The sequence below is a fragment of the Lacinutrix sp. 5H-3-7-4 genome (assembly GCF_000211855.2).
Taxonomy (GTDB): domain Bacteria; phylum Bacteroidota; class Bacteroidia; order Flavobacteriales; family Flavobacteriaceae; genus Lacinutrix.
On sequence record NC_015638.1, the window covers coordinates 959187 to 972217 of the forward strand.

Genomic DNA, 13031 nt, shown 5'->3' on the forward strand with positions numbered 1-13031 from the left:
AAACGTATATTGGCATTTATATAATTAACTAAATCTAAAAAATGAGAACAATCTTATCTATTGTATTATTGTGTTTTTGTGCAGTGACCTTTGCACAAACTACAATAACAGGTACTGTTATGGACAATAACAGCATACCTATTCCAGGTGCAAATATTATTGTAACCGGAACTTCTTCCGGAAATGTTAGTGATTTTGATGGTAAATTCACTTTAACAGTAAGTGACAATCCACCATTTACCGTCCAAGCGAGCAGCATAGGCTACTCTACAGAAACTATGGAGGTAACTACTAACAACCAAGAATTAACTTTTGTTTTAAGTGAAGGTAGTATTCTTGATGAAGTCGTTATTTCTGCTTCTAGAACGCCAGAGAGAATTTTTGAATCTCCAGTAACTGTAGAACGACTGGGCTTAAAAGAAATAAAAAATACTGCGTCTGCAGATTTTTATGACGGTTTAGAAAATTTAAAAGGTGTTGATGTTAATACTAACAGTTTAACTTTTAAATCTGTTAACACTCGTGGTTTTGCTACTTTTGCAAACACACGATTTATGCAATTAGTTGATGGTATGGACAACTCTACTCCAGCATTAAACTTCCCTATTGGAAACCTTGTTGGTATGATAGAGACAGATGTACTTAGTGTAGAACTTTTACCAGGAGCATCATCTGCTTTATATGGAGCAAATGCTTTTAATGGTATTTTATTTATGAGAAGTAAAAATCCTTTTGATCATGAAGGTATTAGTGGTTTTATAAAAAGAGGAATTACCTCTCAAGAAGCTGCAGGAGACAATTCTTATACTGACTTAGGATTTAGAATGGCCCATAAATTTACAGATAAATTTGCAGCTAAAGTAAACTTCGGTTATTTAAAAGGAACAGATTGGGCAGCAACTAGTGAGGTAGATAAAACTACTTTAGGAGGAACTAGAGCAGATACTAACTATGATGGTATTAATGTATATGGTGATGAAGTTTCAACAAACATTAGATCTGCTTCTGGAGGACTTGGTTTTATACCAGATGTTGAAGTAAGTAGAACAGGATATAATGAAAGTGATTTAACAAATTATAATGCCGAAAGCGTAAAAGCAGATTGGGGACTATACTATCGCCCAATTACTGATAACAGTTTAGAATTATCTTATGTTGGTAAAATTGGAACAGGAACAACCATTTATCAAGGTACTAATAGATATAATATTGCTGGATTTACACAACAACAACATAAATTAGAAGTAAAACACGATAACTTTTTTGCTAGAGGTTATGTTGTAGCAGATAAGGCTGGTGATTCTTACGATATGGTTTTTACTGGAATAAATATTAACAGAGCTTGGAAAAGTGATGAAGATTGGTTTGGTGACTACATTAACACCTATGCTGGTATAGAATTATCGGGAAACCCTCAAGGTTTATCAGATCAACAAAAACATGATGCAGCAAGAGCAGCAGCAGATACCGGACGTTTTTTACCAGGTTCAGAAGGCTTTGAAAATGCTTTTAACAGAAGTATTAACGATCCAGATTTATCAACAGGATCTAAATTTCAAGATGCCTCTAAATATTACCATGCAGATGGTAACTATAACTTTAGTCATTTAACAGATTTTGCAGATATTCAAGTAGGTGGCTCTTACAGAAATTACAACTTAAATTCAGGAGGAACGATTTATACAGATAACGATGGAGAAATTAAATATTCTGAATATGGTTTTTACACACAAATTCAAAAAGATTTCGAATTAAATAACGATATGGAATTAAAAGTTACTGGTTCTGCTCGTTATGACAAATCAGAATTTTTTGATGGTTTTGTATCTCCAAGATTATCTTTAGGTCTTACTTTAAATAGAGATCATAATATTAGAGCTTCTGCGCAAACAGGTTTTAGAAACCCAACAACCCAAGATTTATTTATTGGCCTAGATGCAGGTAGAGCAATTTTAATTGGTTCTGCTCCAGACAACTTAGATAGATACTCTAGAACTTTTACAGGTAGCGACGGTAATGCTTATACTCAAACTGGTGCAGTAGCATATAATAATTCTTATACTTCATCATCTGTTCAAGCTTTTGCTCAATCAGGTAATCCTGCTTCTTTAGAAATTTCTAACCCAGATATAGTTAAACCAGAAAGAGTAACATCTGTCGAATTAGGATATAGAGGTAAATTCAATAAAGTTATTGTAGATTTTAGTACTTACTATAACAAATATCAAGATTTCATATCAGCAGAAGTAGTTGTATCTCCATACTACGGTTCTGTTAATGATGGTTCTGCTGTAGCTGCAATTGCAAACAGTGATTTCCAAGCATATAGTACTTATACAAATTCTGAAGCCGATGTAAACTCTTACGGAGCATCTATAGGGTTGTCTACAAAAGTTTTTGGTGATTTTGATTTAGGAGGTAGTTATACTTTTACTAAACAAGATTTTGATAGAGAAGAGTATCCAGATTTCATGACAAACTTTAACACACCAGAACATAAATTTAAAGCTACATTTGGTAATACAGATTTATTTGAAAACTTTGGATTTAATGTCGCTTATAGATTTAGTGATGACTACTTTTGGGAAGCTACATTTGGTAGTGGTATAGTACCAGAATTTCATACTGTTGATGCACAAATCAATTATAGAATTCCAAGTTTAAAAACAGTTATTAAAGCTGGTGGAACAAACCTTACAGGACAAGAATACTTTACTGCATTTGGTACTGGTTTTATTGGTTCTATGTACTACGTAGGATTAACTATTAATAACCTATAAAAAAATAATTATGAAAAATATTAAATATATATGGCTGTTAGCTATTGCCTTAGGTTTTACAGCTTGTAACGATGAAGAAGATTTTGAAGATCAATTAGACAATCCACCACAGGATGCAGTCGTGTTACCTGCTTTAACAGCTGGTTCTGTAGATTTTTCAACTTTTGTTTCTTTAGGCGCATCTTTTACCGCTGGATTTTCAGACAATGCATTGTTTATTTCTAGTCAGGAAAATTCATTTCCAAATACGATGGCTAAACAGTTTGCAAAAATTGGTGGCGGAACATTTTCTCAGCCATTAATGAATGATAATTTTGGAGGTTTAGCTATTGGAGCAACAAGAATTACAGAACCAAGACTTGTTTTTGGTGGTGCAGGACCTGTACCTTTAGAATCTGTAATTGGACCTGTTACCGTTACTACCGATTTATTGAGTCCACCAACTGGACCTTTTAACAATGTTGGTGTGCCAGGAGCAAAAAGTTTTCACATGATTGCACCAGGATATGGAAATTTAGCTAATTTTCCTGCAGCAGCAAATCCATACGCTGTTCGTTTAACTGGCGCTACACCTGATGCTTCAATGTTAGAATTGGCAGTAGCTCAAAACCCAACATTTTTTACACTAAGTGAAGTTGGAGGTAATGATGTATTAGGCTATGCTGTTTCTGGTGGTGACGGATCAGATGTTATAACACCTACAGCAACTTTTGATTTTTCATTAAATACAATGGTAACTGCATTAACTGCTAATGGTGCAAAAGGAGCAATTGGAAATGTACCAAACATTACAAGTTTATCATATTTCACAACAGTACCTTACAATGCATTAGAACCATCTAATCCAGATTTTGGTCCTCAAATACCAACTTTAAATACAATTTTTGGAGCTTTAAACCCTATATTTAATGCTGTTGATCCATCAAGAGCTATTGTATTTTCTGAAACTGAAGCAAGTCCAGTAATTATAAAAGATGAAAATTTAGCAGATATTTCTGCAATAATAACTCAAGCATTAAATGATAGCGATACATTTCCTGCTTTCCTAGCACAGTTTGGTTTGCCTCCACAGGCAGCTCCATTAGTAGCTTCATTATTAGGAAACACCTACGGTCAATCTAGACAAGCAACTGCTGAGGATTTATTAGTTTTACCAAGCTCTTCTATCATAGGAACAGTTAATGCGGAAAATGCACAATTTTTAATGAACCAAGGATTACCAGCAACTTTAGCAGGTCAGTTTTCTGCTGAAGGTGTAAGTTTCCCTTTAGAAGACAAATGGGTATTAACTCCAGAAGAGCAACAAGAAGTTGCAGATGCAACAGCTGCATATAATGCATCAATTTCAAGTGTAGCTACAGCAAACGGTTTAGCACTAGTAGATTTAAACTCTATTTTAGAACAAGCTTCTACAGTTGGTATTCAGTTTGATGATTACGATTTAAATACATCACTAGTATTTGGTGGATTAGTAAGTTTAGATGGTGTACATCTTACAGCTAGAGGTTATGCATTAATGGCTAATTCTTTCTTAGAGGCTATTGATACAACTTATGGTTCTAATTTTGTAGCATCAGGAAATGTTGCTAAAGCTGAAGATTTTAGCGTAACATACTCTCCTCTATTACAATAAATTACCAAAATATTATATAATAATAAAACGCCTTCTATATGAAGGCGTTTTTTATATATAAAAAGCTTGAAAACAGCTTTTATTTTAAATTAAAACTCATATCTTTGCAGCCGAAAACAAATCGTGTTTTCAAACAATTAAACAGCATAATATTAAATAGATAAGTAATGTCAAAAGTTACAGGTAAAGTTGCACAAATAGTAGGTCCAGTTATCGATGTAGAATTCGCTGCTGGTGCTGAACTTCCAAAAATTTACGATTCATTAGAAATTAAAAAAACTGATGGTTCTACATTAGTACTAGAAGTACAATCTCACATTGGTGAAGATACTGTACGTACAATTGCCATGGATTCGTCTGATGGTTTAAGTAGAGGAACAGAAGTTAATGCTACTGGAGCTCCTATTCAAATGCCTATTGGCGATGATGTTTACGGGCGTCTATTTAATGTAATTGGAGATGCAATTGATGGTTTAGGAGATTTACCTAAAGCTGGTGAAGCAGGACTTCCAATCCACAGAAATGCTCCAAAATTTGAAGATTTATCAACTTCTACAGAAGTTTTATTTACAGGTATTAAAGTAATCGATTTAATTGAGCCTTATGCAAAAGGTGGTAAAATTGGATTATTTGGTGGTGCTGGAGTAGGTAAAACTGTATTAATTCAGGAGTTAATTAACAATATTGCAAAAGGACACGGTGGACTTTCTGTATTCGCAGGAGTTGGAGAAAGAACTCGTGAAGGAAACGATTTACTTCGTGAAATGTTAGAGTCTGGAATTATCAAGTATGGTGATGACTTTATGCATTCTATGGAAGAAGGTGGATGGGATTTACAAAAAGTAGATAAATCTGCTATGAAAGATTCTAAAGCAACTTTCGTATTTGGACAAATGAATGAGCCACCTGGAGCTCGTGCTCGTGTAGCACTTTCAGGATTAACAATAGCTGAATATTTCCGTGATGGCGCTGGAGATGGACAAGGAAAAGATGTACTTTTCTTCGTAGATAATATCTTCCGTTTTACACAAGCTGGATCTGAGGTGTCTGCATTATTAGGACGTATGCCTTCTGCCGTAGGTTACCAACCAACGTTAGCAACAGAAATGGGTGCTATGCAAGAGCGTATTACATCAACTAAAAAAGGTTCTATTACATCTGTACAAGCAGTTTATGTACCTGCAGATGATTTAACAGATCCTGCACCAGCAACAACCTTTGCTCACTTAGATGCAACTACAGTATTATCTCGTAAAATTGCCGAGTTAGGTATATATCCTGCCGTAGATCCATTAGATTCTACTTCTAGAATTTTAACTGCAGATATCTTAGGTGATGAGCACTACAACTGTGCGCAAAGAGTAAAAGAATTATTACAACGTTATAAAGAATTACAAGATATTATTGCCATATTAGGTATGGAAGAATTATCTGAAGAAGATAAAATGGCTGTAGGTAGAGCTAGACGTGTTCAACGTTTCTTATCTCAACCATTCCACGTTGCAGAGCAATTTACAGGTATTCCAGGTGTATTAGTAGATATTAAAGAAACTATTAAAGGATTTAACCAAATTATGGATGGTGAATTAGATCACTTACCAGAAGCAGCGTTTAACCTTAAAGGTTCTATTGAAGAAGCTATTGAAGCTGGAGAAAAAATGTTAGCTGAAGCGTAAATTTAGTCCACAGTCCACAGTTCGCACTATGCTGTGACTGATGACTGAAGACTGCAAACTGAAGACTAAAAAATATGTATTTAGAAATTGTATCACCAGAAGCTATTTTATTTAGCGGAGAAGTAACTAGCGTTACTGTTCCTGGAATTAATGGTGATTTTGAAATGTTAAATAATCACGCTCCTGTCGTTTCTATTTTAAAAGAAGGAACAATTAAAATAACAGGAAATATAACTTTAGAAAAAGAGGTTGAAAATCAATTTTCTAAGGGTGACAAAAACACTACTCTATTAAAAATTAATTCTGGCACACTAGAAATGAATAATAATAAAGTTATTGTATTAGCAGATTAATACAAATATCTATATTCACAAAAAAAGTCTAATTATTTAATTAGACTTTTTTTTTATAAAAAAATAAAGTATATTTAAATGTCATCAAAAACAAATATAAAATGAAAAAAATATTAAAATTATTTTTATTAATCATAACTACTAATTTTGCTTATGGTCAAATGGAGTTTTCCGACAATACAGCAGGACAAAAAATAAATTGGGCTTCTTATAATAAATCTTTAGAAAAAACTCTAATTAACGTTAATTATGATGGAAATCCTTACTTATATGATTCATTCATTATAGGGAAAATAAATCCTATCGCTGGTGTTTTTCCTATCAGGTACCAAATTGTTGATGATATAATGCAGGTTCAAACATCAAAAGATAGTGTTCTTTTAATAGATAAAAAAAACACTAACTATAAAATAAATATTAACAATAAAATATTTCAATCATATCAATATAATAATGATTATTTTTATTTTAATGTACTTACAAATAATAAAAAATACAACTTATTAAAAAGAAGTTACAAAAAATTTATTGCCGAAAAAAAACCAGTTAACTCTTATTCTACTTCTAAAAAAGCATATTTTACAGAAACAAAAACTGAGTATTTTTTATATTTAAATGACGAAAAAAAGATAGTTGAATTACCTACTAAAGAAAGAAAATTACTAAAGTTATTTCCTCATCTAAAAGAAAAAATAAAATCTTTTATAGATAACAAAAAAATAGATATAACAAACAATAATGATTTAATTAAATTAATTAATTTTATAGACAAATAATAACATAATTAAAAAATAGCCAATGAAAATATATTGGCTATTTTTTAATTATTTAGTTTACACCTTTTTTATAACATTTGTTACTATTCCCCAAATTAAAAAATTATTCTCTTCGGTGATATTAATAATAGGATAATCGGGGTTTTCTGGTTTTAACCATATTTCGTCTTTAGTTACACGTAAGCGCTTAACCGTAAATTCGCCATCTAAAAAACAAACAGCAATTTTATTGTTTTCTGGTTCTAAACTCCTATCAATTACAAGTAAATCATTATCATCTAATCCTGCACCAATCATAGATTGGCCACTAACTCTTGCATAAAAAGTAGTTTCCTTATTTTTAACAAGCTCTTGATCTAAAGATAAACGCTCTTGACTAAAATCCTCTGTAGGTGAAGGAAAACCTGCTGAAATTCCAGTATCAAATAATTGTGCTGCTGCATCTTTAATTGGTTCTGGAACATACAATGTTAATCCCGTAGATTTATGTAAAATCTTCATATTTAAAACTAGATTTTGTAATTTGTTTAAAGATACGGAAGTTTTACATTTTTTATTTAAAAATAAATAGCTATTTGTACCTTTGATTTGTGATACCTAAAAAACTAAAAATAAAAATAGATAATCGTAATGAAGAAAATGCATTACGAAAGTTAGACAAACCTAGTAAATTAATAGATTTTTCTTCTAATGACTATATAGGATTTTCAAAAAATGAAACTATATTTAAAAACACTTATAACTATTTAAAAAATTATAACATTTCACAAAACGGCGCTACAGGTTCCCGTTTACTATCTGGAAATCATGAATTATATACCATAGTAGAAAAGCAACTTTGCGAAATATACAATAGCGAAGCTACATTAATATTTAACTCTGGTTATAATGCAAATCTTGGGTTCTTCTCTTGTGTACCTCAAAAAGGAGATTATATATTTTATGATGAATATAGTCATGCCTCTATACGAGATGGCATATCTATGAGTCACGCTAAAGCTTATAAGTTTAAACATAATAATTTAAACGATTTAAAAGCAAAATTACTTCGAATAAAACCATCAGATAATAACGAAATTTATATTGTTACAGAATCTGTATTTTCAATGGATGGAGATACACCAGACTTAAAATTATTATCTAAAATTAGCCAAACACATAGTGCCCATTTAATTATAGATGAAGCACATGCTATAGGTATATTAGGAGAAAAAGCTTTAGGCTTAACACAACATATTAATCCTTTTGCTAAAATTATAACCTTTGGCAAAGCAATGGGATGTCATGGAGCTGCTATACTATGCTCTGCAAGTTTAAAAGAGTTTTTAATAAATTTTTCCAGACCATTTATTTACACTACCGCAATGCCACCACATAGTTTAGCAACTATACTATCTGCTTCTACTATACTATTAAAAACAAAAGAAATAGAAAAGTTAAAGCGAAATATAACCTTTTTTAAATCAGAAATTAAAAGGTTAAACCTTAAAAGTAAATTTATAGAAAGTGAATCTGCAATCCATTGTTGTATAATTTCAGGAAATAAAAATGTAAAACTTGTAGCAAAAGCGCTTCAGGAAAAAAACTATAATGTAAAACCTATTTTATCACCTACTGTAAAAAAAGGAGAAGAAAGGCTTCGTTTTTGTATTCATAGTTATAATACTCAAGAAGAGATAACAGAAGTCTTGCAATTGTTAGCTAACTTTGCAACTTAGTTTATACTAAATTAATTCCCACAAATGTGAGAATAAAATGAGCAACAAATTTAAAACCATAGCTAGATTTCAATATTCTACAGAAGCCCAAATAATAAAAGGCAGAATAGAAGCTGAAGGTATTCCCGTTTTTTTAAGTGATAATTTTACTATAGAAACAGATCCATTGGTAAGTAACGCCATTGGTGGTATTAAAATGAAAGTACTAAGTCAAGATGCATTAAAAGCACAACATATTTTAAAGTCTATTAGTAAATACTCCTTAGATGATGAAGGTAACGCTATTAATTGCCCAAATTGCAACAGTGAGAAAATTGAGTTGTTTTCTACTATTACAAACTTCAAATCCTTTTTTGCATTTATCTTTGGCTTTATAATGGGTACTTTACCTTTTCATGCAAAACATAAATATAAGTGTGAAAACTGTAAAACCGAATTTGATTTAAAATAGTCGCTTGTTTTAAAACAATAAAATCATGAAAAATAAAATATACTTTGTAACAGGAATCTCTACCGAGGTTGGAAAAACAATAGCATCTGCAATTATAACCGAAGCATTAGAAGCAGATTACTGGAAGCCTATTCAAGCAGGAGAATTAGATAATAGTGACACAAAAAAAGTAAAAAACTATATCACAAACAAAACATCGCAATTTCACGATAACAGCTATTCTTTAAAGTCTCCAATGAGTCCACATGCAGCAGCTGAAATTGATAATACAACTATAGATTTAAAAAAAATAATTGCTCCCAAAACAAAAAATAATTTAGTAATTGAAGGTGCTGGCGGATTATTAGTACCATTAAATAATACTAGTACTATAGTAAATCTTATAAGACCTAACTATAAAGTAATTGTAGTTTCTAGACATTATTTAGGCAGCATAAACCATACTTTGCTAACCATAAACCTTTTAAAAGAAAAAGGGTTAGATGTTTCTATTTTATTTAGCGGAAACGAACATAAAACGACAGAAGATATTATTACCAAAATGACTAATGTACCAATAATAGGAAGAATAAATGAAGAACCTTATTTTGATAAAAATGTGGTTAAAGAATATGCCGAAACATTAAAACCACAACTATTAAAACTATAGTTAAAATCAACATTAGCAAATTATGAGTATCAAACAAAGAGACAAAAACCACATTTGGCATCCATTAACTCAACACAAATTACATCCAGAAACTATGGCTATTACAAAAGCTAAAGACTGCATGCTATACGATGAAGATGGAAACGAATATATAGACGCTATTGCCTCTTGGTACTCTAGTATGTATGGACATTGTAATGATTTTGTTACCAGTCGCGTTTATAAACAAATGCAGCAATTAGATCACGTTGTATTTGCTGGCTTTACACATGAACCAGCAGTAAAACTATCTGAAGAGTTAATTAAAATTCTACCAGAAAATCAAGAAAAAATATTTTTTGGAGACAATGGTTCTACTAGTGTAGAAATAGGAATTAAAATGGCATTACAATACCATTTTAATAAAGGAAACAAACGCAACACTTTAATTGCTTTTCAAGAAAGTTTTCATGGTGATACCTTTGGTGCTATGAGTGTTTCTGGGTTATCTGTATACAACGGTCCTTTTGAAGATCTCTTTTTAGATGTTAAACGCATTCCAACACCAAATGGAAACAACCACGAACAAATATTAGAAACTCTAAAAGAAATTGTAAAAAACAATGCTGTTGCTGGTTTTATATACGAACCTTTAGTACAAGGTGCTGCTGCAATGAAAATGCATGATCCTAAAGGTCTAGATCAAATTTTAAAGTTCTGTAAAGAAAATAATATTGTAACCGTAGCAGATGAAGTTATGACTGGATTTGGTAAAACAGGTAGCAACTTTGCTTCAGATTTTATGGAAACAAAACCAGATGTAATTTGTATGAGTAAAGCATTAACAGCTGGTTTAGTACCAATGTCTATTACAGCATGTACTCAAAAAATTTACGATGCTTTCTATAGCGATGATATAGGCAAAGGTTTATTTCATTGCCATACTTATTCTGCTAACCCAATTGCATGCGCAGCTGCATTAGCAGGTTTAGAGTTATTACAATCTACTCAAATTCAAAAAAAAATTTCAAGTATAACAGCAAAGCATAAAGCGTTTGGCGAGCATATAAAAAACCATAAAAAAGTAAAATCTATACGTCAACAAGGTATTATTTTTGCTTTAGATCTAAATGTAGAAATGGAACGTTATGGCGATTTACGCTATAAATTATTCAACTTTTTTATGGCAAATGGTGTGTTTTTAAGACCTCTTGGAGAAACAATTTATATTCAAGCACCATACACCATTACTAATGCACAATTAGATAAAATTTATACTGTAATAGAAAATGCTTTAGAAATCGTTTAATATAGGTTCATCATCGTCATCTAGTAAATCTATAATGTCTCTTTCACCATCAATTTTTACATAAATTTCGTAATAAGCCCATTCGTTATTTATTTTTTCGGCTTCAACAATTATTTCACCTTCGTCATTTGGTCCTTTAATTGGTATGGTTAGCTCTGCAGCACTCGTTCCGTTTTTATAACTATAACTTGTGCTTCCTAAACCATTTTTTTCAATTGGTTCGCCTAGTAAAGCAATTACTCTTTCATTGTCTATAGCTTTATTATAAGCGTAAACATAAGGCTCAGAACCTGTTACAGTATCAGAGACTTTATAAATAAGTCCTGCAATACCAATACCAAACAAAATTATTACACCTAAACAACCACCACCAAGCAACCAACCCCAATTTCTTCTTGCCCAACTTTTTTGTCTTATTGTTTCCATAGTGACTTTTAAATTAAATATTAAATTAATGTACTAAATATAGGTATTCAATTTCTATTATTTGTTACACATATTATGCTAAATCAAATAGGAGTTAAAACCGATAAGGCTTATTTTTGCAAGAAAATTAAGTTTTTGTGCTAAAACCAATTTCTATAACTGCAATTTCTTCTTATTCTCCTCTCGGAAAAACCTCTGAAGAAGTCTGGAATAATTATAAAACAAATACCCATTGTATAACTTTACAAGATGGTCATTTAGTCTCTGCTTTATCTAAAAATTTAAAAGCAGAAATATTAGAACTTCGTACTTCAGACCTAAAATACAAGTCATTAGACGATTCTGTTTTATTCGGAATCTTTTCAGCAAGAAAAGCCTCTGAAGCTGCCCAATGGGATAAAAATGATAATTTTGGTATAAACATTGGTTCATCAAGAGGAGCTACCAAATTATTTGAAAATTATCATGAAGATTTTTTAAAGAGAAATAAAACCGAAACCTTAAGTTCTCCAACTACAACCTTAGGAAACATTTCATCTTGGATTGCTCACGATTTACAAACTAAAGGTCCAGAAATATCACATTCTATAACCTGCTCTACCGCTTTACATGCCATGCTAAACGGTGTCGCTTGGTTACAATCTGACTTAACATCTAAGTTTTTAGTTGGTGGTAGCGAAGCTCCTTTAACAGCATTTACAATAGCGCAAATGCAAGCTTTAAAAATCTATGCCAGAAACAATATGGCCTATCCTTGTCAAGCATTAGACTTACAAAAAAAGCAAAACACCATGATTTTGGGCGAAGGTGCAGCAATGGCTTGTTTAGAATCTGGAATTAAAGAAAATGCACTAGCAACAGTTAAAGGTATTGGTTACGCTACAGAGGTTTTAAAACACAACGCATCACTATCTACAAATGCAGATTGTTTTCAAGACTCTATGGCAATGGCTCTAGGCGATTTAAATCCAGATGAAATAGATGTAATCGTTACACACACACCAGGAACAATTAAAGGCGATGCTGCAGAGGTTAATGCAATAAATAAAGTATTTAAAAACAAAGTACCAGCATTAACTAATAATAAATGGAAAATTGGGCATACACTTGGTGCATCTGGGCTATTAAGTCTTGAAATGGCTGTTTTAATGTTAGTAAATCAAGAATTTATTGCTGTTCCATATTTAGACACTCAAAAACCTAAAAGACTCAAAAATGTTTTGGTAAATGCCGTTGGATTTGGAGGTAATGCTGTAAGTATATTAATCTCAAAATAATTAT

The 13031-nt window shown here is 31.6% G+C and carries 12 protein-coding genes; 10 read left to right on the plus strand and 2 right to left on the minus strand.

Annotated features, from left to right (window positions below; all coding sequences use genetic code 11):
- The first annotated feature begins 41 nt into the window (after positions 1–41).
- From LACAL_RS04205 to LACAL_RS04225, 5 genes are all read left to right on the plus strand, one after another.
- Positions 42–2780, plus strand: a complete 2739-nt coding sequence (locus LACAL_RS04205) for a TonB-dependent receptor domain-containing protein (RefSeq protein ID WP_013869462.1) — start codon at positions 42–44, stop codon at positions 2778–2780.
- Positions 2781–2790: 10 nt separating this feature from the next.
- Positions 2791–4413, plus strand: coding sequence for a lipase (locus LACAL_RS04210; RefSeq protein WP_013869463.1), 1623 nt, complete (start codon positions 2791–2793; stop codon positions 4411–4413).
- A 167-nt stretch (positions 4414–4580) separates the two neighbouring features.
- Positions 4581–6089: a F0F1 ATP synthase subunit beta gene (gene atpD / locus LACAL_RS04215; protein WP_013869464.1), complete on the plus strand. Its 1509-nt coding sequence runs from the start codon at positions 4581–4583 to the stop codon at positions 6087–6089.
- Positions 6090–6163: 74 nt separating this feature from the next.
- Positions 6164–6442: a F0F1 ATP synthase subunit epsilon gene (locus LACAL_RS04220; protein ID WP_013869465.1), complete on the plus strand. Its 279-nt coding sequence runs from the start codon at positions 6164–6166 to the stop codon at positions 6440–6442.
- A 101-nt stretch (positions 6443–6543) separates the two neighbouring features.
- On the plus strand, positions 6544–7218 hold the full coding sequence (locus LACAL_RS04225; RefSeq protein ID WP_013869466.1) for a hypothetical protein: 675 nt from the start codon (positions 6544–6546) through the stop codon (positions 7216–7218).
- A gap of 57 nt (positions 7219–7275) precedes the next feature.
- On the opposite strand, the gene LACAL_RS04230 is transcribed toward LACAL_RS04225, so the two are convergent.
- On the minus strand, positions 7276–7719 hold the full coding sequence (locus LACAL_RS04230; protein WP_013869467.1) for a LexA family transcriptional regulator: 444 nt from the start codon (positions 7717–7719) through the stop codon (positions 7276–7278).
- Positions 7720–7808: 89 nt separating this feature from the next.
- On the opposite strand from LACAL_RS04230, the gene LACAL_RS04235 reads away from it, so the two are divergent.
- Genes LACAL_RS04235 through bioA form a run of 4 tightly spaced genes read left to right on the plus strand, consistent with a single transcriptional unit; the run spans position 7809 to position 11324 of the window.
- Positions 7809–8936 (plus strand): pyridoxal phosphate-dependent aminotransferase family protein, encoded by a 1128-nt coding sequence (locus LACAL_RS04235; protein ID WP_013869468.1) that lies wholly within the window; start codon positions 7809–7811, stop codon positions 8934–8936.
- Between the two features lie 37 nt (positions 8937–8973).
- Entirely contained in the window at positions 8974–9387 is a 414-nt protein-coding gene (locus tag LACAL_RS04240) for a DUF2007 domain-containing protein (RefSeq protein ID WP_013869469.1), read from the plus strand.
- 25 nt (positions 9388–9412) lie between these two features.
- Entirely contained in the window at positions 9413–10036 is a 624-nt protein-coding gene (gene bioD / locus LACAL_RS04245; RefSeq protein WP_013869470.1) for a dethiobiotin synthase, read from the plus strand.
- Positions 10037–10058: 22 nt separating this feature from the next.
- Complete coding sequence (bioA, locus tag LACAL_RS04250) at positions 10059–11324, plus strand: adenosylmethionine--8-amino-7-oxononanoate transaminase (protein ID WP_013869471.1); 1266 nt, start codon at positions 10059–10061, stop codon at positions 11322–11324.
- Here bioA and LACAL_RS04255 read toward each other — a convergent pair.
- A complete protein-coding gene (locus LACAL_RS04255; protein ID WP_013869472.1) occupies positions 11310–11750 on the minus strand; it encodes a cytochrome c oxidase assembly factor Coa1 family protein in 441 nt (146 codons plus the stop codon). The two genes, bioA and LACAL_RS04255, sit on opposite strands and share 15 nt — an antisense overlap.
- 137 nt (positions 11751–11887) lie before the next feature.
- On the opposite strand from LACAL_RS04255, the gene LACAL_RS04260 reads away from it, so the two are divergent.
- Positions 11888–13027: a beta-ketoacyl synthase N-terminal-like domain-containing protein gene (locus tag LACAL_RS04260; protein WP_013869473.1), complete on the plus strand. Its 1140-nt coding sequence runs from the start codon at positions 11888–11890 to the stop codon at positions 13025–13027.
- Positions 13028–13031 lie beyond the last annotated feature (4 nt).

Excerpts from the sequence above, each read along its gene's own strand:
- LACAL_RS04205 (WP_013869462.1), top strand. The coding sequence starts at position 42 with ATGAGAACAATCTTATCTATTGTATTATTGTGTTTTTGTGCAGTGACC.
- LACAL_RS04210 (WP_013869463.1), top strand. The coding sequence starts at position 2,791 with ATGAAAAATATTAAATATATATGGCTGTTAGCTATTGCCTTAGGTTTT.
- atpD (WP_013869464.1), top strand. The coding sequence starts at position 4,581 with ATGTCAAAAGTTACAGGTAAAGTTGCACAAATAGTAGGTCCAGTTATC.
- LACAL_RS04220 (WP_013869465.1), top strand. The coding sequence starts at position 6,164 with ATGTATTTAGAAATTGTATCACCAGAAGCTATTTTATTTAGCGGAGAA.
- LACAL_RS04225 (WP_013869466.1), top strand. The coding sequence starts at position 6,544 with ATGAAAAAAATATTAAAATTATTTTTATTAATCATAACTACTAATTTT.
- LACAL_RS04230 (WP_013869467.1), bottom strand. The coding sequence starts at position 7,719 with ATGAAGATTTTACATAAATCTACGGGATTAACATTGTATGTTCCAGAA.
- LACAL_RS04240 (WP_013869469.1), top strand. The coding sequence starts at position 8,974 with ATGAGCAACAAATTTAAAACCATAGCTAGATTTCAATATTCTACAGAA.
- bioD (WP_013869470.1), top strand. The coding sequence starts at position 9,413 with ATGAAAAATAAAATATACTTTGTAACAGGAATCTCTACCGAGGTTGGA.
- bioA (WP_013869471.1), top strand. The coding sequence starts at position 10,059 with ATGAGTATCAAACAAAGAGACAAAAACCACATTTGGCATCCATTAACT.
- LACAL_RS04255 (WP_013869472.1), bottom strand. The coding sequence starts at position 11,750 with ATGGAAACAATAAGACAAAAAAGTTGGGCAAGAAGAAATTGGGGTTGG.